General features: G+C 71.5%; 20 protein-coding genes and 2 pseudogenes. 4 read left to right on the top strand and 18 right to left on the bottom strand.

What is annotated here, in order from left to right; genetic code table 11:
- Positions 1-163: 163 nt before the first annotated feature.
- From ABD652_RS07895 to ABD652_RS07875, 5 genes are all read right to left on the bottom strand, one after another.
- Positions 164-1,285, bottom strand: a complete 1,122-nt coding sequence (locus ABD652_RS07895; protein WP_344719979.1) for a YhjD/YihY/BrkB family envelope integrity protein — start codon at positions 1,283-1,285, stop codon at positions 164-166.
- Positions 1,286-1,327: 42 nt separating this feature from the next.
- Positions 1,328-2,380, bottom strand: coding sequence for a tryptophan--tRNA ligase (trpS, locus tag ABD652_RS07890; protein WP_344719977.1), 1,053 nt, complete (start codon positions 2,378-2,380; stop codon positions 1,328-1,330).
- Positions 2,381-2,474: 94 nt separating this feature from the next.
- Positions 2,475-2,756 (bottom strand): Lrp/AsnC family transcriptional regulator, encoded by a 282-nt coding sequence (locus ABD652_RS07885; protein WP_344719975.1) that lies wholly within the window; start codon positions 2,754-2,756, stop codon positions 2,475-2,477.
- Positions 2,757-2,795: 39 nt separating this feature from the next.
- Positions 2,796-3,683 (bottom strand): exodeoxyribonuclease III, encoded by an 888-nt coding sequence (locus tag ABD652_RS07880; RefSeq protein ID WP_425574560.1) that lies wholly within the window; start codon positions 3,681-3,683, stop codon positions 2,796-2,798.
- 99 nt (positions 3,684-3,782) lie between these two features.
- The gene (locus ABD652_RS07875) at positions 3,783-4,463 is read right to left on the bottom strand and encodes a hypothetical protein (RefSeq protein WP_344719973.1); all 681 of its coding nucleotides are present in this window, start codon (positions 4,461-4,463) and stop codon (positions 3,783-3,785) included.
- Positions 4,464-4,608: 145 nt separating this feature from the next.
- Between ABD652_RS07875 and ABD652_RS07870 the strand changes: the two genes are divergently transcribed.
- Positions 4,609-6,195, top strand: coding sequence for an MFS transporter (locus tag ABD652_RS07870; RefSeq protein WP_344719971.1), 1,587 nt, complete (start codon positions 4,609-4,611; stop codon positions 6,193-6,195).
- Here the strand turns inward: ABD652_RS07870 and ABD652_RS07865 are convergent.
- The 6 genes from ABD652_RS07865 to ABD652_RS07840 all read right to left on the bottom strand — a co-directional run bounded on the left by ABD652_RS07865 (position 6,179) and on the right by ABD652_RS07840 (position 13,727).
- On the bottom strand, positions 6,179-6,520 hold the full coding sequence (locus ABD652_RS07865; RefSeq protein WP_344719969.1) for a hypothetical protein: 342 nt from the start codon (positions 6,518-6,520) through the stop codon (positions 6,179-6,181). The two genes, ABD652_RS07870 and ABD652_RS07865, sit on opposite strands and share 17 nt — an antisense overlap.
- A gap of 179 nt (positions 6,521-6,699) precedes the next feature.
- Positions 6,700-8,457: an amidase gene (locus ABD652_RS07860; RefSeq protein WP_344719967.1), complete on the bottom strand. Its 1,758-nt coding sequence runs from the start codon at positions 8,455-8,457 to the stop codon at positions 6,700-6,702.
- Positions 8,454-9,566, bottom strand: coding sequence for an agmatine deiminase family protein (locus ABD652_RS07855; RefSeq protein ID WP_344719965.1), 1,113 nt, complete (start codon positions 9,564-9,566; stop codon positions 8,454-8,456). Before ABD652_RS07855 ends, ABD652_RS07860 begins: the two co-directional genes overlap by 4 nt.
- Before the next feature lie 124 nt (positions 9,567-9,690).
- Complete coding sequence (locus tag ABD652_RS07850) at positions 9,691-11,244, bottom strand: APC family permease (protein ID WP_344719963.1); 1,554 nt, start codon at positions 11,242-11,244, stop codon at positions 9,691-9,693.
- A 15-nt stretch (positions 11,245-11,259) separates the two neighbouring features.
- Positions 11,260-12,243, bottom strand: a complete 984-nt coding sequence (locus ABD652_RS07845; protein ID WP_344719961.1) for a universal stress protein — start codon at positions 12,241-12,243, stop codon at positions 11,260-11,262.
- Between the two features lie 83 nt (positions 12,244-12,326).
- Complete coding sequence (locus ABD652_RS07840; RefSeq protein WP_344719959.1) at positions 12,327-13,727, bottom strand: flavin monoamine oxidase family protein; 1,401 nt, start codon at positions 13,725-13,727, stop codon at positions 12,327-12,329.
- 176 nt (positions 13,728-13,903) lie between these two features.
- Here ABD652_RS07840 and ABD652_RS07835 point away from each other — a divergent pair, with 176 nt between their 5' ends.
- Positions 13,904-14,638 (top strand): TetR/AcrR family transcriptional regulator, encoded by a 735-nt coding sequence (locus ABD652_RS07835; protein ID WP_344719957.1) that lies wholly within the window; start codon positions 13,904-13,906, stop codon positions 14,636-14,638.
- Between the two features lie 18 nt (positions 14,639-14,656).
- On the opposite strand, the gene ABD652_RS07830 is transcribed toward ABD652_RS07835, so the two are convergent.
- Positions 14,657-16,090: an aminobutyraldehyde dehydrogenase gene (locus tag ABD652_RS07830; protein WP_344719955.1), complete on the bottom strand. Its 1,434-nt coding sequence runs from the start codon at positions 16,088-16,090 to the stop codon at positions 14,657-14,659.
- Positions 16,091-16,248: 158 nt separating this feature from the next.
- On the opposite strand from ABD652_RS07830, the pseudogene ABD652_RS07825 reads away from it, so the two are divergent.
- Positions 16,249-16,497 (top strand): annotated as a pseudogene (locus ABD652_RS07825) (LLM class flavin-dependent oxidoreductase); the annotation flags it as partial.
- 45 nt (positions 16,498-16,542) lie between these two features.
- Here the strand turns inward: ABD652_RS07825 and ABD652_RS07820 are convergent.
- Positions 16,543-16,932, bottom strand: coding sequence for a heavy metal-responsive transcriptional regulator (locus tag ABD652_RS07820; protein ID WP_005464729.1), 390 nt, complete (start codon positions 16,930-16,932; stop codon positions 16,543-16,545).
- Positions 16,933-17,039: 107 nt separating this feature from the next.
- On the opposite strand from ABD652_RS07820, the gene merA reads away from it, so the two are divergent.
- Positions 17,040-18,464 carry a mercury(II) reductase gene (gene merA / locus ABD652_RS07815; RefSeq protein WP_005464728.1) on the top strand — a complete coding sequence of 475 codons (1,425 nt, stop codon included), beginning with the start codon at positions 17,040-17,042 and terminating at the stop codon, positions 18,462-18,464.
- 369 nt (positions 18,465-18,833) lie between these two features.
- On the opposite strand, the gene ABD652_RS13960 is transcribed toward merA, so the two are convergent.
- The 5 genes and pseudogenes from ABD652_RS13960 to ABD652_RS07790 form a co-directional block, all read right to left on the bottom strand.
- The gene (locus tag ABD652_RS13960) at positions 18,834-19,736 is read right to left on the bottom strand and encodes a hypothetical protein (protein WP_425574558.1); all 903 of its coding nucleotides are present in this window, start codon (positions 19,734-19,736) and stop codon (positions 18,834-18,836) included.
- 412 nt (positions 19,737-20,148) lie between these two features.
- Positions 20,149-20,610: pseudogene (locus ABD652_RS13955) on the bottom strand (relaxase/mobilization nuclease domain-containing protein); the annotation flags it as partial.
- Positions 20,607-21,197 (bottom strand): hypothetical protein, encoded by a 591-nt coding sequence (locus tag ABD652_RS07800; protein WP_005464726.1) that lies wholly within the window; start codon positions 21,195-21,197, stop codon positions 20,607-20,609. The pseudogene ABD652_RS13955 and the gene ABD652_RS07800, both read right to left, overlap by 4 nt.
- The gene (locus ABD652_RS07795) at positions 21,194-23,446 is read right to left on the bottom strand and encodes an RNA helicase (protein WP_083852949.1); all 2,253 of its coding nucleotides are present in this window, start codon (positions 23,444-23,446) and stop codon (positions 21,194-21,196) included. Before ABD652_RS07795 ends, ABD652_RS07800 begins: the two co-directional genes overlap by 4 nt.
- Positions 23,446-23,694, bottom strand: coding sequence for a helix-turn-helix domain-containing protein (locus tag ABD652_RS07790; RefSeq protein WP_005464721.1), 249 nt, complete (start codon positions 23,692-23,694; stop codon positions 23,446-23,448). Before ABD652_RS07790 ends, ABD652_RS07795 begins: the two co-directional genes overlap by 1 nt.
- Positions 23,695-24,115 lie beyond the last annotated feature (421 nt).

Raw genomic sequence — 24,115 nt, 5'->3', positions numbered from 1 at the left:
CACAGGCCTGCTCAGTCGTGCCCAGGTCTGCTCAGGTCTGCCGGGGCTCGGGTCGGCTCCGGACCCCAGCCCCGCACCGCGTATCGTCGGGCTGTGGGATGTCGTCGGGCTATAGCGCCACGACATCTCACAGCCCGACGACATCTCACAGCCACGCGACGTGTCAGGCGCGCGCGGCCGGCTCCTCGCGGCGGCGGTCGCGCTCCGCGGCGGCCACGGCGCCCCAGGCGGCGGCGAGGAGGTACACCAGGGAGAACAGGAAGAAGTAGAAGAACAGCCCCAGCACCGTCGTGAAGGGCACCAGGATCGGGTTGGCCGTCGTGCTGGCCAGCAGCTCCGCGGAGAGCACGCGCAGCAGCGAGGCCCCGACACCGGCGATGAGCGCCGCCTGCCACAGCGCCCAGACCGGGATCACGATCCGTGAGGCCACACGCATCAGCAGCACGGCGACCAGCACGTCCAGCACGAAGGCCGCGGCCAGGGTCAGCCACCGGGCCAGCAGCTGCTGGGCACCGTCGTCGCCCCACCCCACCAGATCCATCACCGCCTCCAGAAGTCCCGAGGCGATGATGCCCATGGCCCCGGCGGCGAGCAGCATGGTGCCCAGCACCAGCATGATCCCCAGGTCGCGGATCTTGACGAACAGCACGTTCTCGGCCATCAGCGGCCGGTCGAAGATGCTGCGGATCCCGGACCGCAGCCCGTGCACCCAGCTCAGCGAGGTCACGATCATCGCGATCAGCGAGATGATCAGCGTGGAGCTCAGCCCGCGGGTGGAGAAGAGCTGCTCGGGGGTCGCCAGCCCGCCGGAGCCGACGTCGACGACGCCCGGAAGGACTGTATTGACCGAGGTGGTGATGAGCTCCTGGATCTCGGCATCGCCGCCGACGACGAGTCCGGTCACCGCGAACCCGGCCACCACCGCCGCCGCGACCGAGAAGAACATCATGTAGGCGGCGCCGGCCGCCATCACCGTGCCGTAGCGGAAGAGGAAGAGGTTGACCACCCGCATGCCGCGAGTCAGGTCGACGCGGGCGTAGGCCCAGGCGATCCAGGCGCCCAGCCGCGCGCCGGGGCCGGCCTCCTCGTCACGCGCCCGACGGCGGGCCTCGCGGGTCCGGTGCTCCCGCTCACGCAGCGCGGCCAGATCCAGCGGGTGGATCATCGGCTCGATCTCCGGGCTGCGGTCGAGCCGGTGAAGCGCGGCCCGGACCCGTCCAGCGGCCCGACCGGCGGCCCCGCCGGGGCGCTCGGCGGGCTCCTCGGATCGGCGGGCGTGGGTCATCGCGGCGAGTCCCCCGCACGCCGGCCCGTCACCGTCGGCTCCTCAGGAGGAGGCCGGCAGGAAGCCGACCTTCCGGTAGACCTCGGCGAGCACCGGCGCCGCCGTCGCCCGCGCCTTGGCCGCGCCGGTCGCCAGCAGGGCGTCGAGCTGGGCCGGGTCGTCGAGCAGCTCGAGCGCCCGGTCGCGCACCGGGCCGACGGCGGCGACGACGGCCTCGGCCAGATCGACCTTCAGGTGCCCGTACATGGACCCGGCGTACTCGGCCTCCAGGGTCTCGACGCTGCGGTCGGTCACCGCCGAGAAGATGCTCAGCAGGTTCGACACCCCCGGCTTGGTCTCCGGGTCGAAGCGGATCTCGGTGCCGTCGTCGGTGACGGCAGACTTGATCTTCTTCGCGATCTTCTTGTCGGTGTCCATGATGTTCAGCAGTCCGTTGGGCGATTCGGCCGACTTCGACATCTTCGCCGTGGGCTGCTGCAGGTCGTAGACCCGCGCGCCGATCTCGGGGATGAACGGCTCGGGCACCCGGAAGGTCTCGCCGAAGCGGTGGTTGAAGCGCTGGGCCAGGTTCCGCGCCAGCTCCACGTGCTGCTTCTGATCCTCGCCGACCGGCACGCCGTCGGGCTGGTAGAGCAGGATGTCGGCGGCCATCAGCATCGGGTAGGTCAGCAGTCCGACGCCGGCGTGGTCGGCGCCCTGCTTGGCCGACTTGTCCTTGAACTGCGTCATCCGCGAGGCCTCGCCCATGCCGGTGATACAGGTCAGCACCCAGGCCAGCTGGGCGTGCTCGGGCACGTGGGACTGGACGAACAGCGTGGAGCGCTCGACGTCGATGCCGCCGGCGATGTACTGGGCGGCGGTGTTGCGCGTGCGGGTGCGCAGCTCCTCCGGCTCGTGCGGGACAGTGATCCCGTGCAGGTCCGGGATGAAGAAGAACGCGTCGTAGGTGTCCTGGGCCTTCACCCAGTGCAGCAGCGCCCCGACGTAGTTGCCCAGATGCAGCGAGTCCGCCGACGGCTGCATGCCGGAGAGCACCCGGTGCTCCTCGCCGACGCCGACCAGCTCGGCGCTCGGGCCTGTCGTCCCCTCAGTCATGGTCTCCTCGTGGAAGGCTCGCGTCCGGCCCGCGGCCGGATCAGTCTCAGTGCGGTCAGAGTATCAAGGGCACGATCGCCGTCGGCCCGGGCGTTCACTCGTCCAGGCCGAGGGCGAAGCCGGCCTCGAGGTCCTGGTTCGAGTAGGTGCGGAAGGCCAGCATCGTCTCCGTGTCGCGGATCGCCTCGACTTTGGAGATGCGGTCCGGGATCAGCGTGGCCAGCTGCTCGAAGTCGGGCATCTCCGCCATGGCCACCAGGTCCCAGTCGCCGGTGACCGAGTACACCGAGCGCACGCCGTCGATGTCGGCGATCTCCTGGGCGGCCTCGGGGATGCGGTGCGGATCGGTCCGGATCATCACGAAGGCGGTCACCATGTCAGGCTCCTCACTGGGCGGGACGGAACGGAAGTCAGCCTACGGCAGACGGTAGTCGACGACGAGCGGAGCGTGGTCGGACCAGCGCAGCGAGTAGTCCAGCGCGCGGTCCACCACGGACTTCTCGGCCCGCTCGGCCAGCCGCGGCGTGGCCATCTGGTAGTCGATGCGCCATCCGGTGTCGTTGTCGAAGGCCTTCCCGCGATACGACCACCAGGTGTAGGGCCCCTCGACCTCGCCGGCCAGCCGCCGGGCGACGTCGACGTAGCCGACCTCGTCGCCGAAGTAGGCGTCGAAGAAGGCGCGCTCCTCGGGCAGGAAGCCGGAGTTCTTCCGGTTGCCCTTCCAGTTCTTGATGTCCAGCTCGGTGTGGCCGACGTTCAGATCGCCGACCACCAGCACGTGCTCGGCGCCCTCGGCCAGGGCCGGCAGCGTGTCGCGCATGTGCTGCAGGAAGCGCATCTTGTGCTCCTGCTTCTCGGTGCCGACTTCGCCGGAGTGGACGTAGACGCTGGCCACTGTCAGCGTCGACCCGTCGCCGAGGGTGAAGTCGGCCTCGACCCAGCGGCCCTGGTCCTGCGGGTGGCCGTCGCCGATGCCGCTGCGCACCGCCGCGGGCTCGCTGCGCGAGAGGATCGCCACCCCGGCGCGGCCCTTGTCGGCGGCCTCCTCCTCATGGATGTGCCACTGCTGGCCGGTGGACTCGCTCATCTCGGCCACCAGCTTCGTGAGGATCTGCTCGTTCGCGCGGACCTCCTGCAGGGCCAGCACGTCGATCTCCCGGTCGGCGAGCCACTCCCCCATGCCCTTGCGGGCCGCGGCGCGGATGCCGTTGACGTTCACCGAGGCGATGCGGGTGACGCCGTCGTCCTTGGGGTCCACGATGCGGTGGGGGTGCTCGCCGAAGTCGCTGGTCTGGTCGGTCACGTCGATCCTCTCGTCGCAGGTGCGGGCTGGGCCGTCAGGGTGTGCAGAGCGTGCCGGGCGTGCCGCGCGGACGGGACGCCCGGCCCGCCGGGCGCGCCGTCATTCGACGACGTCGCCGGAGATGGTCTCGGGGCCGTCGCCGCGGCGCCGGCCCCGCCGCTCGTCCCCGGACGCTCCGCGGTCCTCCTCCGCGGACGCGCCGGAGCCGGCGGAGGAGGCTCCGGACGAGCCGGAGCCGCCGAGCACGTCGGCGAGCATGTCCCGGCCGTTGTGCGCCGTGGTCTCGATGGTGTCCAGGGCCCGCTCGGCCATCTCCAGGTCGGCCTCGGATCCCTTGGCGAGCTCCTGGGCGACCACGCGGCGCTGGACCTGGACGATCTTCAAGGAGTGGTCCAGCTTCATGTTCCGCTGGTGGGCGTCCTCGTCGATGACCGCGGTGCCGCCGCCGTCGGTCGTGCGGCGGGCCGCGGCGTCAGCCCGGGCGGAGTCGAGGGTCTGCCCGACCTTCTGGGCGCCGCGCCGGACGGAGAACACCAGGATGCCGGCCAGCACCAGCCAGGCGCCGGAGATCACCACGATGATCCAGCCGATGACGTCGTTCTGGTTGGCCGCGAAGACCAGCGCGACCAGCAGCACGGTGACCATCACCGCGAAGGTCATTCCGGAGGAGCGCCGCCCGAAGCTGCGGGCCGCGTCCTGCGGCCGCGAGGTGCTCTCCTCGCCGGAACCGGTGGAGCCGTGCTGGTCGCCGCCGTCGGCGGCACGATCGATCGAACCCATGGTCCCGATTATCCCCGCCCGTCGGCATCGATGGCGAATCGACCGGCCGGGCGCGAGTCGGCTCCGCCGCGGCTCACCGCCCCTGAGGCGCGGCCGACGGCGGGCCGCCCGGAATGGCGGCCGCGGGACCGAGGTTGTCCTGGACATGACGTCCTCCTCTCCAGCCCGAGGGACGCCGGCCGGCGGGCCCGGGTCTCCGACCGGCGCCTCCGGCACCTCCGGTGCGGCCGACGCCCACCCGCTGCGCACGATGCTCACCCTGCTGGCGCCGCTCTTCGCCTCGCTGATGAGCATCAGCATCGTCAACGTCGCGCTGCCGGCGATCGAGCAGTCGCTGCAGACGACCTCGTCGGCGCTGCAGTGGGTGCTCTCCGGCTACGCGCTGGCCTTCGGCGTCGTCCTGGTGCCGGCCGGCCGCGCCGGCGACCTGTGGGGCCGCAGGCTGTTCTTCCTGCTCGGCACCGGCGTGTTCGGCGCCTCCTCGGTCCTCGCCGCGGCCGCGCCCGACGCGCTGGTGCTCAACGCCGCGCGGCTGCTGATGGGCCTGGGCGCCGGCCTGCTCGTCCCGCAGATCATCGGGATGATCCAGCGGCTGTTCACCGGCGCCGCCCGCGGACGGGCCTATGGACTGATGGGCACGGTGATCGGTCTCGGCGTCGCCGCCGGACCGACGATCGGCGGGCTGATCATCGACGCGGCCTCCACCGAGGTCGGCTGGCGCGTGACGTTCCTGATCAATGCGCCGCTGACCGGCGTCGCCCTGGTGCTGGCGCTGCTCTGGCTGCCGCGGGGCGCCGCGGCCCCGTCGAGCTCCGCGACGCCGGAGGCGGCCGCCCAGACGACGGCCGAGCCGGACGCGCCGGCCGCGCGGACGGCGCGGGCTGCCGGACCGGGGCGACGGTCCGGGCTGCGCGCCCTCGACCCGATCGGCGTGCTGCTGCTGGCGGCCGCCGTCGTGCTGGTCATGCTGCCGTTCATCCAGTTCCGCAGCCCCGCCGGGATGCTGCTGGGTCTGGCCGGCCTGGTGCTGCTGGGGCTCTGGATCGGCTGGGAGCACCGGCTGGGCCGCCGGGACCCGGAGGCCCCGATGGTCGACCTGGCGCTCTTCGCCGTGCCCGGCTACACGGTGAACACCACAGTGCTGGCGCTGTACTTCGCCGGCATGCCGGCGACCTGGGCGGTGGTCGCCGTCCATGTGCAGGAGAGCCTGGGGCATTCGGCGCTCACCGCCGGGCTGGTGACGCTGCCCGGAGCGGTGATGGTCATGCTGCTCTCCTCCGCCGTGGGGCGCCGGGTGGATCGCGCCGGTCCACGGCTGATGGTCGTCGGCACGGCGCTCGCGGCGATCTCGATGCTTGCCCTGGCCGGCGCGGCCTGGCTGCTGGGCCGCGGCGACGGCGGGCTCTGGATGATCGCGCTGCCGCTGGCCGTCAACGGCGTCGGCCAGGCGATGATCATCCCCAGCGCCCAGACGCTGTCCATGCGTCAGGTGCCGGTGCGGATCGCCGGCGCCGCCGGAGGCGTCGCCCAGACGGCCCAGCGGCTGTTCACCGCGCTGGGCATCGCCGTGGTCACTGCGGTGTACTTCGGCGTCGGCGCCGCGCAGGGCGCCGACGCCGGCGCGGTGGCCGCGGCCTCGACGATCGCGCTGTTCAGCCTGGCCGCCCTGGCCGCCGCCGTGGTGGCCGCCCGCCGGCACCAGGCCGCCGACGGGCTCAGCGCAGCCGCGTGACGTTCCGGACGTCCTTCTCCAGCACGTACTTGGGACGTTCGGCGAAGATCCGGGCGCGCTCCTCGGACTCCTCCCAGGCGCGCTCGGCGGCGTCGAACTCCTCCGGCGTGCCGAAGCGGCTGACGAACCAGGTCAGCACATCCCGCTCCGCCGACAGCCAGACGGACTCCACGGTGAAGCCCTGCTCCTCGCGGGCGGGGAACACTTCGGTGCGCAGGAAGTCGACGAACTCGTCGACGAGCGCCGGATCCAGCACGTAGCGGCGCATGACAGTGGTGCGGCGGGTCTCGTCGAGGCCCGCAGTGGTCTGCGGCAGGTCGCTCATGTCTCTCCTCGCCGGCGTCGGGATGACGCCGCATGCGGCGCCGGATGCGACGCCAAGGGTGATGGTTCGGCGGGACGGTCCTCGGGCGCTGCGGGAGCTTCGCGCCTCGCGGCGCCGCGCCCGCGGCCCACGGCCATTGTACGGAGCCGCGAACCCCACGTCAGCGGCTCGCCGCCGAGCTATGCCGGAGTCTCTCCCGACGCCGCCCGCGGAGTGCGGGGAGGCTCGGTGCGCCGGGATCCGAGCGCCTCGAAGGCGGCGGCGACGCGCAGCAGGGCGACGTCGTCGTGGGCCCGGCCGGCGAAGGTCAGCCCCACCGGCATCCCGGTGTCGGCCATCGTGCCCATCGGCACCGTCACCGTGGGGATGCCCAGATGACGCCAGACGAGGTTCCCGTTGGCCACCCAGACGCCGTTGCGCCAGGCGAGGTCGGCGGAGGCGGGGTTCCGGTCCGCGTCCGCCGGGCCGACGTCGGCCATCGCCGGGAAGGCCAGCACGTCCAGGCCCAGCTCCTCCATCCACTGCTCGAGGTCGACCTCCCGCGTGCGGACCAGCCCGTGCAGCCCTTCGGCGAGGTGCGAGATGTCCTCCATCCGCAGATCCGGATGCTCGCGCAGGATGTGCGGATAGGCGGCGATGTCGTCGTCGAATCCGTCGTAGCGGTCCGGCAGCGCGCCCTCGGGAGGCGGAGAGATCCGCGCACCGTCGACGTCGGCCAGCCGGTGCAGCCGCGGGTCGCCGTTGGCGGCGAGGAAGTCGTCCCAGGCCCAGGCGGAGAGGTCGCGGATCTCGCGGGCGAGGTACGCGCGGGAGACCAGCCCGCGGGAGGCGATCGTCGGCGCCCCGGGCCGGTCGCCCTCATAGTTGGTCACCACCGGCAGGTCGGTCAGCCGCACGTCGGCGCCATGCCCTTCGAGGTCCCGGCGAGCGGCCTCCCAGAGCTCGAGGACGCTGGCACGGGTGGTCACCGGTCGGCCGGTGGATCCGCCGATGCCGGTGACCCCGTGCGCATCGGGCGCGGAAGTGCCGGCCTCGGGGTCGGCATTCAGGTACATCCCCGGCGCCCCGATGCGCAGCCCGTCCAGGGCGGCGGCGGCCTCCTCGGCGGAGTTCTGGCGCAGCGCGGTGAACGTCCGCGGACGCACGGTGCTGGCCCGGGGCAGGTCGAGCCACGGCTGGACCCGCCAGAAATCGCCGCGGGTCTCGGCGTCGTCGACGACGATGACGTCGAGCAGCTCGAGCATGTCGGTCATCGTGCGGGTGTGCGGGACCACCACGTCCATCGTCGGCACCAGCGGCCAGTTGCCACGGATGGAGATCATGCCCCAGGACGGAGTGTAGGCGCAGAGCCCGTTGTGCGAGGCCGGGGCCCGTCCGGAGGACCAGGTCTCCTCGGCCAGGCCGAAGACTGCGAAGCTCGCCGCCGTCGCGGTGCCGGAGCCGTTCGAGGATCCCGAGGCGAAGGCCGAGGTGAGCCAGTCCTGCGAGTAGGGGCTCTCGGCCCGGCCGTGCAGCCCGCGCTGCATGCCGCCGTCGGCCATCGGCGGCATGGTGGTCAGCCCGATCAGCACCGCCCCGGAGGCGCGCAGCCGCTCCACGGTGAAGGAGTCCCGCTGCGCGATGAGCTCGGCGAAGGCCGGCGACCCCGCCGAGACCGGCAGCCCGGCGGCCTGGTAGCTGTCCTTCGCCGTGTACGGGATGCCCTCGAGCGGACCGCGCGCCTCGCCGGCGGCGCGTCGAGCGTCCGAGGCGCGGGCCTCGGCCAGCGCCTCCGGATTGAGCACCGGGACCGCATTGAGTCTCGGGCCCGACCGGTCGTAGGACTCGATGCGCGCCAGGTGGGCGCGCACCAGCTCCTCGCTGGTGGTCTCGCCTCGCTCCAGCGCCGCGCGCAGCTGCGGGATCGTCGCCTCGACGACGTCGAATCCTGCACTCATCCCCGCACCTCGCTGTCCGCGCCGTCCGCGCGTTCTGCGCCGCGCGCCCGCGGCTGCTGCTGGGTGATGCAGTGGATCCCGCCGCCGAAGCGCAGGATGTCGCGGGCGTCGACCAGCTCCACCCGCCGGTCCGGATAGGCCTCGGCGAGGATCGCCGCGGCCTGCTCGTCGTGCGGGTCGTCGTAGCCGCAGAGCACCACCACACCGTCGGCGACGTAGTGGTTGATGTAGGTCCAGTCGACGAACTCCCCCTCGTCGCGGAGGGTGCGCGGGGCCGGCACGTCGATGATCCGCAGCGGCCTGCCGGCGGCGTCGGCCGCGGCCTCCAGGACCTCGCGCATCTGCCGGGTGACCTCGTGGTCGGGGTGGGCCGGGTCGTCCTGACGGTGCAGCAGCACTGCGCCGGACGGCGTGAAGCAGGCGAACATGTCGACGTGCCCGCGGGTGCCGAACTCTTCGTAGTCGCGAGTCAGCCCGCGCGGGAACCAGACGGCGTGGCGGGTGCCCAGCCGCGCGTGGATCTCCTGCTCGATCTGTTCGGCGGTCAGATCGGGATTGCGGTCCGGGTCGCACTGCACGGTGCGGGTGAGCAGCACGGTGCCGCGACCGTCCACGTGGAAGGCTCCGCCCTCGTTGACCAGCCGGCTGCCGATCCGTTCGACGCCGGCGGGCCCGGCCATCGCGGCGCCGACCTGCGCATCCCGCTCGTGCGGGGCCCAGGGCTGGTCGCCCCAGCCGTTGAAGAGCCAGTCCACGCCGGCCACGTCGCCGGCGGCAGTGTGCACGAAGGTCAGTCCGATGTCGCGCATCCACGCGTCGTCGAGACTGACGGGCAGGATCTCGGCGACCTCGCCCAGCGCCCGCCGGGCGGCGTCGACGTCGGCGGGGTCGGCCAGCACGGCGACCGGCTCTGCGGCGGCGATGGTGCGCGCCACGCGGCTCCAGGCCCGCCGCGCCCGGGCCAGGGACTCCGAGCCCTGCGGGCCGAAGGTCTCGTTGGCCGGGGGGAAGGCCATCCAGGTGCGGTCGTGCGGGGCCCACTCCGGGGGCATGACCGTGACGGCGGCCGTCGAGGAGGGGGAGGACGAGGACGGGGCGGTGGAGGTCATAGGGCTCTCCTGCAGTCGGCACGCGACGGTGCGTGCCGCGGTGAGGTCGGGGACGAGGACGGGGAGGGCGACGGCGCCGCGAGCAGAGGCGGGGCGATGACCAGTGTGCCGCGGCCCGCGCCGCTCAGACGGTCAGGTGCTCGGACGTCTCGAAGCGGCGGCGGAAGAACTCCGGACGACGCCGGTGCTGGTAGAGCATCGCGGCCACGCCGAGCACGAAGATCAGCACGCCGAGGATGAAGACCAGCCCGACTCCGCCGATCTCCGACCCCGAGCCGTAGGCCGGGTCCATCGAGTCCCAGGCGGTCTGGAAGAAGAAGATCAGCAGCAGGATCCCGCCGACCAGCGGGGCCGCGAGCTTGGAGAGGAACTCCCGCACCGAGCGGGTCGCCTCGTGGCGGAAATACCAGACGCAGGCCAGGGCCGTGACGCCGTAGTAGAAGCAGACCATCATCCCCAGCGTGGTGATGGTGTCCCAGAGGACGTTCTCCGAGACCACGCGCATCACCGCGTAGAAGACCGAGGCGATGAGCACCGCGACGACCGTCGCGTAGGCGGGGGTCTGGTGCTTCGGGCTGATCCGGGCGTACTTCTCGCTCAGCGCCCCGTAGTGGCCCATGGCCAGCATGGTGCGGGCCGGGGAGAGCATCGTCGACTGCAGCGAGGAGGCCGAGGAGGAGAGCACCGCCAGGGAGATGAGGATCGCGAAGGGGCCCATCACGGGTCCCGAGAGGGCGGCGAAGACATTGCCCTGGATCTCCGGGTTGCCGAGGCCGCGCTCTCCGGTCGAGACGCCGGCGTAGGCCAGCGTTCCCAGGGTGACCAGGGTGTAGAGCCCGACGACGACCAGGATCGTCAGCACTGCGGCCCTGCCCGGCGTCGTCGTGGTGCCGCGGGACTCCTCGTTCATCGTCAGCACCACGTCCCAGCCCCAGTAGATGAACACCGACAGCGAGATGCCGGCGGCGAAGGCCGAGAAGGAGGAGACGCCGAGCGGGTTGAACCATTCCCAGGACAGCCGCGTGGCGTCGAAGGCGGTGCCGTCGGCGACGTGCCCGAAGGCGGCGACGGCGAACCAGCCGAGCACCAGCACCTGGAACGAGACCAGCACGTACTGCACCGTCTTGGTCGCCTCCATGCCGCGGCAGGAGATCCAGGCGGCGGCCGCCATGAAGACCAGGCAGGTGAGGATGTTCACCGGCACGTTGCGCGTCAGCTCGGCGATCTGCTCGACGCCGGCGAGCTGGCTCAGGGCCAGGTAGAAGAAGTCCACGGCGATGCCGGCGAGGTTGGAGAGCACCAGGATGGTCGCCGCGAGCAGGCACCAGCTGCCCATCCAGCCGATCCAGGGGCCGAAGGCCTTCGAGGCCCAGGTGAAGGTGGTGCCGGAGTCGGGCATGGCACGGTTGAGCTCGCGGTACCCGAGGGCGACGAGCATCATCGGGATGAAGCCGACGATGAGCACCGCCGGCAGGTGCTCGCCCACGGCGGAGGCCGTCGGGCCGAGGGCGCCGGAGAGCGTGTAGGCCGGGGCGATCGTGGACACCCCGATGACGACGGCGCCGAGCGCGCCGATCGCGCCGCGGCTGAGCCCTTTGCTGTGGTCGGTGTCGCGGCCCGTTCCGTCGACGGCCCCTCCGGGGCCGGGGCGGGGGTCGGTGCTGGTCTGCTGGGTCATGGTCCTTCTCCTCCCTCAGCGGGCGGTGCCCGCCGGGGGCGCCGTGACGGCGTCCCCTGGAGCATGGGCGGTGTGATCGGTCTCGAGGGTCTGGTCGGTCTCGTGCTCGTGCCGCGGCATGACGATCATCGGGATCGGCAGCCGGCTCAGGATCCGGGCGGCGACGGTCCCCAGGAAGAGGCGCCGTCGTCCGGCCAGCCGGGAGGAGCCCATGAGCAGCAGCGCCCCCTGCGGCCAGTCGACGCGACGCACCGCCTGGGCGAGGGTCCGCCCGACGGCGACGACGGCCCGCGGGGTCTGCTCCGCGGCGTCGGCCTCGGTGCCGGTGTCGGCCCCCGTCTCGGCGCCGGCGTCGGGATGCGGGGCCGACTCGCCCGCCCGCAGCGTGACGTGCACGAGTTCGGCGTCGAGCTGGTCCGCCCAGTCCGTGGCCGCGTCGACGACCTGGTGGCGGCCCGAGGTCCCGGAGACGGCGGCGAAGACGTCGGTGACGCCGTCGGTGCCGGTGTAGCCGGCCGGGGCCAGGGCCAGCGGGATCGGCGAGCTGTGCACCAGCGCCTCCACGGCCGGATGGGCGGTGATGCGGCCGGCGCCGACGCCGGAGCCGGTGACCAGCAGGTCGGCGCCGCGCTCCTCGGCGGCGGCGATGAGCCCTTCGGCCACTGAGGCGCCTCTGCGCACGAGGGCGGTGAGGTCGACGTCGGCCGGGACCATCTCCTCGGCTTCGCGGAGCCAGGCGGCTCCCTGATCGGCGACGATGCCGGAGATGCTGCCCACCGGCGGGTAGACGGCGGTGAAGGGGTCGTCCTGCGTGACGATGAGGACGATGTCCAGTCGGGCGCCGGCGGCTCGGGCGAGGGCGGCGCCGAGCCGCACGGCGTCGCGGCTGCGCTCGTCGCCGCCGAAGCCGACGGCGATCCGGCGCAGCGGAGCATCCGACCGGGGCTCGGGCTGGGGGCCTGCGGGCGGCGCAGGACGGGGGCTGGCGTCGTGGGTCATGCTCTCCCTCTCGGCAGGGTGACGGCGGTATGGCGGCGGTATGGCGGCGACGGCGTCGCGTCCCGGGCTGGTGCGAGGTCGGGTCAGGCCGTGGCCGGCTCGGCGATCCGGGAGAGGACGTCGTCGGCGGCGCGGCGTCCCTGGCGCAGGGCGCCGTCGACGTGCTGGAAGCCCTCGGCGGCCAGGTCCGAGCAGGCCCAGTGCACGGGTCCGACGGGCTCGCGCTGGTGCGCGCCGTAGCGGACGATGCCGCCGACGTCGAAGCTGGACGCATAGGCTCCGCGGGTCCATTCCTCGGAGGCGAAGTCCGATTCGTAGTAGACCAGCGGCTCGCGGGCCTCCCCGCCCAGGTGACGGGCCAGCGACTCGAGGATCTGCGCGCGCCGCTCGGCCGCGGGCAGGGCGAACATCGCGTCGGCCTGCTCGTCGGAGATGAACGCGACCAGCGTCCCGCGCGGATCGCCGTAGTTGGTGTTGTCGTAGACCTCCTGGCAGATCTCCGCGGCGCCGAACCCGGTGCCGGAGAGGCCCTTCTCCCGCCAGAAGGGGCGGTCGTAGACGGCGTGGACCTTGATGACCAGGCCCATCGACTGGTGCTGGTGCATCTGCTGCTGCAGCAGCGGCAGCGGCGGCTCGAAGCTGATCCGCGAGTAGAGCGTCGGCGGCACCGCCACGATGACCTGGTGGGCGCGGACGGTCAGCCGGTCCGACCAGACGGTCACGCCGGTGGCGTCGTGGGCGATGGTGCGCACCGGGGTCTCCAGGTGCACGGTGCCGGGCTCGAGCTGCTCGGCCATGGCCTGCGAGACGCCCTGCATGCCGCCGATCACGCGGCGGTCGAGGATGAAGTCCTCGTCGACCAGATGGCTGAAGGAGCCCGCCGAGGCGGCCATGAGGACGGCCTGCAGCGCGGAGAAGGCGTGCTCGGGCTTGGTGATCATGCCTCCGGCCAGGAAGATCGCGATGTTCTCGCGGGCGGCGACGTCGTCGGTCTGCGCGCGCAGCCACTCGGCGAAGGTGACGGTGTCCAGCGCGCGGGCCTGCGGATGGGCCCAGGGACGCGCCGGGTCCATCGCGGCGGCGAGCTCGTCGAGGATCCCGATGATCCGCTCCATCTCCGCGACGGCGGTCTCGCCGGCGGGGAACATCGCGCCGGTGAACTCATGCCGGGAGCCGTCCGGGGCCAGGTAGACGCTGGCCCCCTCGCGGTGCCGCGGGAAGGTCTCCAGGCCCAGCTCCTCGAGCAGGCCGAGCAGCTCGGTCTGGTCGGGCGAGACCCACTGGCCGCCGAGCTCCAGGAAGGCGCCGTCGATCTCCGCCGACCAGGTACGGCCGCCCACGCGGTCCCGGGCCTCCAGCACCGCGACGCTGCGACCGGCCTGCTCCAGGGCGCGCGCCGCCCGCAGCCCGGCGGGCCCCGCACCCACGACGACGACGTCGCGCTCCAGGCTCTCGACGCTTCCGATGGTTCGAGTGGCTGACACTGTGTTCTCCTTCACGTATTAATGAACTATATTCATTAAGCGGCACGACGCGGTGCTTGTCAACCCCGCCGCGGACGGACCGGCTGCTTCTAGACTGTGGGGGCGCCGCCGGGCTTCGCCGGACGCCCCGGCGGATCATCGCCTGACATCTTCACCAGACACCGGAGGACGACCACGTGAGCTCGGAGCAGAACCCGACGTCGGACGCAGCCGCCCGGAGCTCGAGCCCGAGCGCGGCCTCCGGCGAGGAGGCCGGCAGCGCGCGGGGCCGCGGCCGGCCATCCTCGCCGGTGCTCTCCCGCTCGACGATCACCGCCGCGGCGATCCGGATCGTCAGCACCCGGGACTACCGCTCCCTGACCATGGCCGGCCTGGCGCGCGAGCTGGGCGTGTCCACCTCGGCGCTCTACAACCACGTCAGCTCCAAGCGCGACGTGCTGGTGCTCATCCAGGACCGGCTCAACGAGCAGATCGACTGCACCGGCTTCGACACGCTGGACTGGCCGGAGGCGCTGCGCGTCTGGGCGCGCTCCTACCGGGACTGCTACATCCGCCACACCGCGCTCATCCCGATCATGGCGGTCCTGCCCGTGGCCGACGCTCCGCAGTCGCTGCAGATGTACGAGCGCGTCACCGGCGCCCTGGAGGACGCCGGCGTGCCGGGGGCGGAGGCTGTGGACCTGATCGTCGGCGTCGAGGCGCTGGTCTTCGGCGCCGCCTACGACGCCTCGGCTCCGGCGGACATCTTCGACCCGGGCCACCGGGCGGACCTGGCCCCGCGCTTCGCCGCGGCCGCGGCCGCCCGCGGATCCGACGCCCGCGAGGTGGCCGACCACGCCTTCGAGCTCACGCTGGACGCGCTGATCGACGGGCTGCGCCGCCGCATCGAGCGAGGAGATCCCTCCCGCTGACGCACCGGCCCGCGGGCCTCAGCCGTCCAGCGCGTGCATCACGTGCTTGACCCGGGTGTACTCCTCCAGCGAGTAGACCGAGAGGTCCTTGCCGTGCCCGGAGGCCTTGAACCCGCCGTGGGGCATCTCGGCCACCAGCAGCAGATGGGTGTTGACCCAGACCGCTCCGAAGTCCAGCCCCCGCGAGACGCGCATCGCCGTGGAGTGGTCGGCGGTCCACACGCTCGAGGCCAGCGCGTAGTCGACGCCGTTGGCCAGCCGCAGCGCCTCCTCCTCGCCGGAGAACGACTGCACGGTCAGCACCGGCCCGAAGATCTCCTCCTGGACCAGCGCATCGTCCTGGGCCACGCCGGAGATGATCGTCGGCTCGTAGAAGAAGCCCTCCGACCCCTCGACGGGCCGACCGCCGGTGCGCACTGTGGCATGCGCCGGGACGGCGGCCACCCGATCGCGCACCGCGGCGAAGTGCCGCGCGTTGTTCAGCGGCCCGAAGTCGTTCTGCGACTCGTCCGCCCGACCGGTGACCGTCGCCTCGGCGGCGGCGACCAGATGCTCGACCAGCTCGTCATGGGCCGACTCCTCGACCAGCACACGCGTCACCGCCGTGCAGTCCTGCCCGGCGTTGAAGGTGCCGAACTCCACCAGCTGCTTCGCCGCGGCGGCCAGATCCGCATCGGCGAAGACCACCGCCGGGGCCTTGCCGCCCAGCTCCAGATGCGATCGCTTCAGCTCCTCGCCCGCCGCGGCGCCCACAGCACGTCCCGCCCGCACCGAGCCGGTCAGCGCCACCATCGCCGCCGCCGGATGCCGGCTCATCAGCTCACCGGTGGACCCGTCGCCCAGGACGATGTTCACCACTCCGGCCGGGAAGATCTCGGCGATCAGCTCGGCGAGCACCAGCGTGGACTCCGGCGTCGTCTCCGCCGGCTTGAGCACCACGGTGTTGCCCGCGGCGAGAGCCGGGCCGAGCTTCCACACCGCCATCATCAGCGGGAAGTTCCACGGGGCGACCTGGGCGATGACGCCCAGCGGCTCCCGGCGCACATAGGAGGTGAATCCCTCCATGTACTCGCCGGCGCCGCGCCCCTCGAGCAGCCGGGCAGCCCCGGCGAAGAAACGGAGCTGGTCCGCCCCGGCGGCCACCTCCTCCTCGGCGATGATCGCCTTGGGCTGTCCGGTGTTGCGATGCTGCGCCTCGACGAGCCGGTCGGCATCCGCCTCGACGGCGTCGGCCAGGCGCAGCAGGCAGCGCTGCCGCTCCCCCGGCGTCGTCGTCGACCAGCCGCCGAACGCAGCCTGCGCCGCGGAGAACGCGGCGTCGACGCCGGCGGACTCCGTGATCGGCGAGACCGCCACCTGCTCGCCCGTGGCCGGGTGCACCACCGGGACCTCGCCGCCGCCCGGCACGTCGACGAACGCGCCGTCGATGAAGTTCTTCAGCCGCTCCGTCATGGGGGCCTCCTGATCGTCGGTCGTTTTAATGATCAGGATTCATTTTAGGGGCGGGGAACGTGATCCGCAACACGTCGCCGTCGGCGTCGGAGACGGCGACGACCGGCCCGCCGACCCGCCGACGGAATAGCCTCCTCCGGACCGGAGTTGCCGCTGACGTGAAGACTCTCGGATTCCTCTCCTTCGGCCACTGGACTCCATCGCCGCACTCGGGCACGCAGTCGGCGAAGGAGGCGCTGCAGCAGTCGGTGGAGCTGGCCGTCGCCGCCGAGGAGCTCGGCGTCGACCAGGCCGCCTACCGTGTGCATCACTTCGCCCGCCAGCTGGCCTCTCCCTTCCCGCTGCTCGCCGCCGCCGGCGCGCGCACCGAGCGCATCGAGCTGGGCACCGGCGTGATCGACATGCGCTAGCGCATGTCGGGGTTGTGGCGTTGGCGCGAACGGCTCTGCCGTTTACAGGTATCGGCAGACCTGGTCCGCGCTGCACGAGTCGGGGTCGGGCTGCGCGGCGTCGTGCCTGAGCTCGGCGATGGTGTCTCGGAGCGCTGTGAGCTGGGCGATCTGCTGCTCGATCTCGGCGAGGCGCGCGTCGAGGAGGTCGCGCACGTGCTCGCAGGGAGCAGCGCCGCCGTCGCGGATTTCGAGGATCTGGCGGATCTGGGCGAGGGTGAGGCCCGCGGCCTGGCCGCGGTGGACGAAGTCGATCCGGGCGGCCGTCTCGGGCGCGTAGTCGCGGTATCCGGACGGCGTGCGCTCGGCCGGGGGCAGCAGGCCCTGCTCCTCGTAGAACCGCAGCGTCTTCGCCGTCGTTCCCGCCCGCTCGGCGAGTTCCCCGATGCGCATCGCAGGCCCCCTGTTCTTTCGGCAGAAGTCCTCTTGACCTTCCCCTGCACTGGAAGGTCCAGTATGGCTGAGATAGACCGGAAGTCCAAGTATTGACAGGAGCTGCGATGCCCACGAAGTACGACCTCGCCATCATCGGATCGGGCGGCGGTGCGTTCGCCGCCGCGATCCGCGCGACCACGCTCGGCAAGTCGGTGGTGATGATCGAGCGCGGGACGCTCGGCGGCACCTGCGTGAACACCGGCTGCGTGCCGTCGAAGGCCCTGATCGCCGCGGCCGACGCATGGCACTCCGCGGCCGACGCCGCCGACCGGTTCCCGGGGATCGAGACGACGGCGGGGCCGGTGGACATGCCCGCCCTGATCGCCGGGAAGCAGGCGCTGGTCGAGTCGCTGCGGGGCGAGAAGTACGCCGACGTCGCCGACTCCTACGGGTGGGCCGTCCGCCGCGGGGACGCCGCGTTCGCCGGCACCCCCGACGCACCGGTCCTCCAGGTCGCCGAGGACGACGGCAGCACCGAGACGATCGAGGCCGCGCACTACCTGGTCGCGACTGGCTCTCGGCCGTGGGCCCCGCCGATCGACGGCCTGGACGAGACCGGGTACCTGACCTCGACCACGGCGATGGAGCTGACCGAACTCCCTGAGTCCCTGCTCGTGCTCGGCGGCGGCTACGTCGCCCTGGAGCAGGCGCAGCTGTTCGCCCGGCTCGGCTCCCAGGTCACCGTGCTGGCCCGGTCCCGGCTCGCGTCGAAGGAGGAGCCGGAGGTGTCCAGGACGCTGCAGGAGGTGTTCGCCGACGAGGGCATCCGGGTGGTCCGCCGCGCGCTGCCGACGCGGGTGTCCCGCGACGCCGCGACCGGGCAGGCCGTCGTCACCGCGGACGTCGCCGGCGGCCGGGAGGAGTTCCGCGCCGACCAGGTGCTCCTCGCCCTCGGACGACGACCGGCCACCGACGGGCTCGGCCTCGACGCGGTCGGGGTCAAGACCGGGGACCTCGGCGAGGTGGTCGTCTCCGACCGGATGCAGTCCTCCCACCCGCGGATCTGGGCCGCGGGCGACGTGACCGGCCACCCCGAATTCGTCTACGTCGCCGCCCAGCACGGCACCCTCGTCGCCGAGAACGCGTTCACCGACGCCGACCGGGCCGTGGACTACGCCCGGCTGCCGAGGGTCACGTTCACCGGCCCGGCGATCGGCGCGGTCGGGATGACCGAGAAGGACGTCGTCGCCGCCGGGATCCGCTGCGACTGCCGCGTCCTGCCCCTGCACCACGTGCCCCGCGCCCTGGTCAACCGCGACACCCGCGGCTTCGTCAAGATCGTCGTGGACGCCGACACGGGGAAGATCCTCGGCATCACCGCCGTCGCCAAGGACGCCGGCGAGCTCGCCGCCGCCGGGGTCCACGTGCTCGGCAAGACCGTCGCCGAGGTCGCCGACGCCTGGGCCCCCTACCTGACCATGGCCGAGGGCATCCGGATCGCCGCCAAGGCCTTCACCACCGATCCGTCGCTCCTGTCGTGCTGCGCGTGAACGCGCACGCAGACAATCGGGGGGAACGCTCAGCTGGGAGAGGAACAGACGATGAGCGGCGATAAGGGCCACGACTCGCATCGCGCGGGCGTGCTTGTCGGTGCTGGGACGGGCTTGCTCCTGTTGGCATGCTGCGCGCTTCCGCTGCTGATCTGCTGCGGCCTGCCTCTCCTCGCCGCGGGCGGAGCCCTTGCAGGTATCGGAGGTTTCCTCGGCAACCCTTGGCTCATCGGTGCCGGGATCGCAGTCGGGGTGGCCGTCACAGCGGCGATCGTCCTCCGCCGACTGCCGCGGCACCGACGTCGCTCGACCGGCGGCTGCGGCAATCGTTCGACTACTGACCGGGGTCAGTAGTTCGAGTGGCTCCAGTCATCGTCGCCAGCTCGGCCACGTCGGCATCCCGCGACCCTTCCAGGTCTCCACGAGACCAACAACCCAGCGGACGGACGCGAAGACCCCGTAGCCGGCCGCCGCGAGGCCCACGGCGATCACGAGCCAGCGCCCGATCCCGAGCCACACGCTACCGTCCACGTCCAGCGCCCACTGAGCGCCGGTGATGAGCCCGGCGATGCCCATCCAGAGCCCAGCGATGACGACCACCACCGGCAGGAGCGCGAGGCACATCGCGGCGGCGGCCGACCACAGCTGCCGGGCCTCCAGCTTCGCGGTGGCGGCGATGATCCGCTCGGCCCGTTCGTTCGACGCGTCGAGGTTCGCGGTCATCGTGGTCGAAGCCTCTCCGGTGACCTGCTCGACGGCCTTCTGGACCCGCTCCTCGGTGTGCTTCTCGATCCGCTGCACCGCCCAGCCGACCTGTCTGACGAGCTTCTGGTTCGCCGCGGCCTGCGCCTTGAGCCCCTCAATCGCCGATGCCGTAGCCACGTGGTTCCTCTGCGCCTCCGCGACCAAGCTCTGCGACGCGGCGTTTAAGCTCTCGCCGTTGAGACTCTGCGCGAACTCGCCGAGCGTGCTCGCGATCTCGTTCTGCCTGCTCTCGATACTCGCGATCCTCGCGGACACGTCGCTGGAGGGCGAGGAGGTTGACGCCGGGGCCGTGATCCGCTCCAGCCGCCTCGTCGTCTCCTCGTCCATGACCTTCACGAACCCCGCGAGCTTCTTCTGCTGCTCGGCCAGCCGGTCGAGCCTCGCGTTCTGCGCCTCGACGGCGGCGAGGACCGAGGTCAACGCCTCCATCGTCTCCGGACTGTCGAGCTGCTGCTGCGATCCGCTCTGCGCGTTCTGCTGCTTCAGCCTGTCGAGCGCTGCGCTCATGTTCCTGCTCCTCCTGCTGCTGGTGGTAGTCGAAGAACGCCCGCGCGCCCTCCGGGGTGAAATCTGTCGAGAGCGCACTCGTGCGCTTGCGTCGCTCGGCACGCCCGGACTCGCCGCGGCGGTCCTCGATGTAGAGCGTCCACGTCTCCTTGCCGACGTTCTTCCCTCGCTTGCTGATGGCGGTGTGGAGGCGCATCCGCGGCACCCGCTCCCCGTCATCGCCGAGCTGCTGGTTCTGCTCCTCGATCACCGCTTCGAGACCGGCCTTGTCCACCGCACGGGGATCAGCCAGGGCGGCGCTCATCCGGTCGCCCATCTCGCGGTCGAGCCCGCCCTCGGCGAAGTCCTCGCGGCGCAGCTCCCAGTCCTTCGGTGCGTGCTCCAGACGCTTCACGACCGAGAGACCGTGCTCGCGCATGAGTTCGTCGTTCGCTGACTGAACGCCCCGCTGGTTCCCGGCCTTGCGGTCGTGGAACGTGCGGTAGTCGCTGAGCGCTCTTCCCGTCCGATTGCTGTGGTTGATGACCAAGATGTGGTTGTGCGGCTTCTTCCCGCGTCCGTCCACATGACTGACCACGAGGCAGTCGGAATCTGGGTGCATCTTCTTCGCGAGTTGATAGCCCAGATCGTTCACCCGCTGCACGTCCTCCGGATTCTTCGGGTCGAACTCCTCGTCGCTGAACGACTGCCTGTAGTGCAGCGCCTCGACGTCGCGCTTCGTGTTCTGGGTGAGCGCGCGGGCGCGCGCCGAGAACGCGCCGGGGCCTCCCGGCACGTCGCACGTGATCGCGACGCCGCGCTCGTCCTCCTTGCCCCGGATGTAGCGCTCGGTGTCGGCGGCGCTGGCGCTCGGACTGTAATGTGTCGTGCTCATGAGGCCGCCCGATCACCGAGCAGGGCGCGGATCTCGCGGAGCAGCTCGATCAGCTCGGGCACCTCCGCCGACAGCGACACCGGCTCACCCGCGCGAGCACGGCGGTCCAGGTCGTTGACGTTGATCGCGAGCGGGCGCACCTGGGCGGCCAGCTCCCGAGCATCAGCAGACGCCTGCACGCGCTCCTCGACCCCGAGCAGGTGCGCGGCCACGGCGGCGTCCAGCTCCTCGCTCCGAGATGCATGGAGCGCATCGCGCACGACGGTCCGCACCCACGTGCTCGGAGCCAGCCCGAGCCGCTTCGCACGAGTGCGAACCGCCCCGAGCGTGGCGTCATCGAAGCGCGTATCGAGCCGCCCGCCGCTGCCACGACGACGCTCCGCGCCGCCGTGACTCTGGCGCACAGCCTCCGCATCAGCCCGACCGGTGTTCACCCGGGAGTCGGCCTGCTGCTCCGCCTGTACGCCAGAGTGGCAAGCAGTAGGCGCGTCGGACATTTCGCTGGCGCTCATGTCCTCCTTGCCTGCTTGCGAGGGGGCTGCGCCCCCTTCGATCCCCTGGAAGTGCCCATCGAGTTCGGTGCTCATGCCGCACCTCCCGCGACCAGCAGACCGCCGTTCGCGCGGAGCCGCGCGACCTTCGCATCGAGCACCTTCTGCTTCGCCTCAGCGCGGCGCTGACGCTCATCCTCGGAGAGCGCCAGGCACTCATCCCCATGCCGCGCGTAGACGCCCGCCTGCGGAGTGGAACACGTGCAGAGCTGCAACTCACGGTTGTGCTCCTCCAGCTCGGCGAGCCGCCTGCGCTGCTGCTCCTCGACGACCTCACGGTCACACTTCGCCGCCTCTTCGGCGGCGGCGATCTCCTCAGCGCTCGGCTGGATCGGCTGGCCGACTCCAGCGAATTCCGCGAACAGTTCGTCCCCGTTGATCGCCTCCAGTTCGGGGCGCGCTATCCGGTCGTGCTGCTCCACGATCGGCGCGACCGTGCGCGCCTCGATCTCTCCGCGCACGCGCTCGCGCTCCGCGGTGTCCTTGATCGCCTTGCACCTGCGCGCCAGCAACTCCAGGTCCTGGCGCATGTGCTCGTACCGCTCATAACGCTGGTACTCGCGGGTGCCGTTGAGCACACCGGAGTTCACGAAGATCGAGAACTCGCGCTCGGCGACCGGGATGATCACCGGGAAGCGGCGGAACCCCTGCCCGAGGTTCTCCGCCTGGTGCTTGACCCGCACGCCGCCCTGCATCGACTCGTACTCGCCAGCCAAGCCGCGGAGGAACTCCTCGTAGCCCTCGGGACCCGTAACGATGTTCACCCGGTTGAGCAACTGAGTCTTCGATCCCTTGATGTTCACGATCGGCTTCTCGTCCGGCTCGCGCCACGGGCCGAGAATGCGGAAGAGCATCCCGCGGCTCTTGGCCGTGCGGATCATGTCACCGACGCGCGTGTCCTCCCAGATCACGACCGGCTCGCCGTCGTAGCCCTCCCACGAGACGTTCTCGCCGCCCACCTTGAAGTACGGCTTGTCCGCATCCGGGGCCAGAGCGCGAGCCAGCGCCTTCGCGAGCAGGTCCTTGCCCGTGCCGCCCTCGCCGAACACGTAGAAGTTCATGACCGACTCCGGTGCGTCCTGATACGCGAGGAAGTCGCCGCGCAGCTTCTGGAAGTGCGCCAGGTTGCCCTTCGCGAAGTAGATCGCGGGCTCCTGATCGCGGACCTGCTTCAGCGTCAGCGAGCCCTTGCCCACGGCCTGGAAGAGCTTGCTGAGCTTCGCCCTGCCTCCGCCCTCAGCGGCGTTGCGGCGCATCGCCATGTGCGCGTCCAGCTCCCGCCCGAAATCGAAGTTCGCGACGATCCGGCCCCGGCCGTACTGGTACTTGCCAGGCATGCCCTCCTGCGTCTTGTCCACGAGGTAGTGCCGCTCCGGCTGGTGGATGCCCGGGATGGCGTTCTTCCCCCGCGACTCATGCGGCAGGTACTCAGCGAGATCGAAGAACGCCTTCTCTGCCGCGCCGCGGCCCTTGTGCTCGGTGCCTTCCTGCTCGGCAGTCTCTTTTGGCGGCTTCACGCGAGCCGAGGGGATCGAGAAGGCGTCGGAGACGGTGCGGATCGTAGGACGCGGACCATCAGCATCAGCGACCCACAACACCATGTGAGCGTGCAGGCCCTTGATCCCGCAGCACACCGTCTCGCCTGTACCCTCGTCCACCTCGACCAGGCGGTCATACGGGTGCCACACGTAGGCCCAGCGGTGGAGGCGATCGCCCAGCGCCGCGAGGCCCTCGTCGATCTGCTCCTGCGTGAGCATGACCTCGCCGGTCTCCGGGTGCTCGCGGTACTGCATCACCGAGAACACGCGTGACTGCATACGGGCGCGCTTCGCCTGCTCCGGGCTCTCCGCCGTCTTCGCGGCGGCGAAGAACGCCTTCGCCTCGGCGACCTGCGCAGGCGTGGACTCGACGACGAACGGTTCGACCTCGTCACCGGGATCGGCCCCCGGCACGTCCAGCTCGGCGAAGTCCACGCTTGCACCCGAGGTAGGCGCCGGTGCAGCCGTTTCCGAAACGGATGCGCGGCCACCCAAGGAGGGCCGCGCATGCAGAGCGGCGACAGTTCCCTGGTCAGAGCTGAGATCGGCGGGAATCTCGGACTCGCCGGAATCGGTCGGTGCAGCCGTATAGCCGTTTCCGGCAAAATCGTCCCCGACGGGGAGAGCCCGGTTCCCGTCGCTCGGAACGGCACCGGGCACCCCGCCTTCGGCGGGTGCCAGACCAGGCCCTCCGGGCGGGGTCAGGTCGACGGGATCGGTGCTGAGGTTGCGGGCGTCGGGGTGCATCAGCGACCACCGCCCTTGCGGTAACGCTTGATCACGGCCTGGTGCGTGACGCCGAGGGCGTCGCCGATCCTGGCCCACGTCACGCCCTCGGCGCGGGCGTCGGCGACGGCGATCTCGACGGCCTCTTCCAGCACGGAGCGGAGCACGCCGAGGTCGTAGAGCCGTGCCTCCATGTTGGCGAGGGAGGGGTCGCCCTGACGCCAGCGGAAGCCGGTCAGGTGATCGAAGGCGGCGGAGTTCGCGCTCATCAGCGATCACCGCCCATCATGGCGGCGACGGTGGCGCGCTGGCGCGGGTTCAGCGGAGTATGAGTCAACCGCTCACCAGCCACGCGACCCGCAGCGCGGGCGGCGGCGATGACGGGCGCGAGGCCCTCATCGCGGGCAGGGAGCCCCTGCCCCTGCTCGAGGTCAGGCGGAAGGCTCGTGAAAGTGCGGGTGTCCGTCGAGGACATAGAAAACTCCCGAAGATCGTTCTTCGGGAGTTCCAAGAGCCCTCACTCTTGGCGACCTCTCGGTCGGAGCTTCGACGGTGGCCCGCCCGTCGGGGATTGCTTTCGTTTCACCGGGGGTGTCTCACCCTCGCTCACGCGAGGTTCACTCCGTTTGCCAGCCCGGGGACATGCCACTTCGCTGCCCCCGCGGACCACGAAGCGCTGTCCATTCGCCT

Source organism: Nesterenkonia halobia, from assembly GCF_039536005.1.
In the GTDB taxonomy this organism is placed as follows: domain Bacteria; phylum Actinomycetota; class Actinomycetes; order Actinomycetales; family Micrococcaceae; genus Nesterenkonia; species Nesterenkonia halobia.
The sequence above is the reverse complement of the archived record's forward strand: the minus strand, read 5'-3'. Positions and strand labels throughout refer to the sequence as shown.

Excerpts from the sequence above, each read along its gene's own strand:
- ABD652_RS07895 (WP_344719979.1), bottom strand. The coding sequence starts at position 1,285 with ATGACCCACGCCCGCCGATCCGAGGAGCCCGCCGAGCGCCCCGGCGGG.
- trpS (WP_344719977.1), bottom strand. The coding sequence starts at position 2,380 with ATGACTGAGGGGACGACAGGCCCGAGCGCCGAGCTGGTCGGCGTCGGC.
- ABD652_RS07885 (WP_344719975.1), bottom strand. The coding sequence starts at position 2,756 with ATGGTGACCGCCTTCGTGATGATCCGGACCGATCCGCACCGCATCCCC.
- ABD652_RS07875 (WP_344719973.1), bottom strand. The coding sequence starts at position 4,463 with ATGGGTTCGATCGATCGTGCCGCCGACGGCGGCGACCAGCACGGCTCC.
- ABD652_RS07870 (WP_344719971.1), top strand. The coding sequence starts at position 4,609 with ATGACGTCCTCCTCTCCAGCCCGAGGGACGCCGGCCGGCGGGCCCGGG.
- ABD652_RS07865 (WP_344719969.1), bottom strand. The coding sequence starts at position 6,520 with ATGAGCGACCTGCCGCAGACCACTGCGGGCCTCGACGAGACCCGCCGC.
- ABD652_RS07860 (WP_344719967.1), bottom strand. The coding sequence starts at position 8,457 with ATGAGTGCAGGATTCGACGTCGTCGAGGCGACGATCCCGCAGCTGCGC.
- ABD652_RS07855 (WP_344719965.1), bottom strand. The coding sequence starts at position 9,566 with ATGACCTCCACCGCCCCGTCCTCGTCCTCCCCCTCCTCGACGGCCGCC.
- ABD652_RS07850 (WP_344719963.1), bottom strand. The coding sequence starts at position 11,244 with ATGACCCAGCAGACCAGCACCGACCCCCGCCCCGGCCCCGGAGGGGCC.
- ABD652_RS07845 (WP_344719961.1), bottom strand. The coding sequence starts at position 12,243 with ATGACCCACGACGCCAGCCCCCGTCCTGCGCCGCCCGCAGGCCCCCAG.
- ABD652_RS07830 (WP_344719955.1), bottom strand. The coding sequence starts at position 16,090 with ATGACGGAGCGGCTGAAGAACTTCATCGACGGCGCGTTCGTCGACGTG.
- ABD652_RS07820 (WP_005464729.1), bottom strand. The coding sequence starts at position 16,932 with ATGCGCATCGGGGAACTCGCCGAGCGGGCGGGAACGACGGCGAAGACG.
- merA (WP_005464728.1), top strand. The coding sequence starts at position 17,040 with ATGCCCACGAAGTACGACCTCGCCATCATCGGATCGGGCGGCGGTGCG.
- ABD652_RS13960 (WP_425574558.1), bottom strand. The coding sequence starts at position 19,736 with ATGAGCGCAGCGCTCGACAGGCTGAAGCAGCAGAACGCGCAGAGCGGA.
- ABD652_RS07800 (WP_005464726.1), bottom strand. The coding sequence starts at position 21,197 with ATGAGCACCGAACTCGATGGGCACTTCCAGGGGATCGAAGGGGGCGCA.
- ABD652_RS07795 (WP_083852949.1), bottom strand. The coding sequence starts at position 23,446 with ATGCACCCCGACGCCCGCAACCTCAGCACCGATCCCGTCGACCTGACC.
- ABD652_RS07790 (WP_005464721.1), bottom strand. The coding sequence starts at position 23,694 with ATGAGCGCGAACTCCGCCGCCTTCGATCACCTGACCGGCTTCCGCTGG.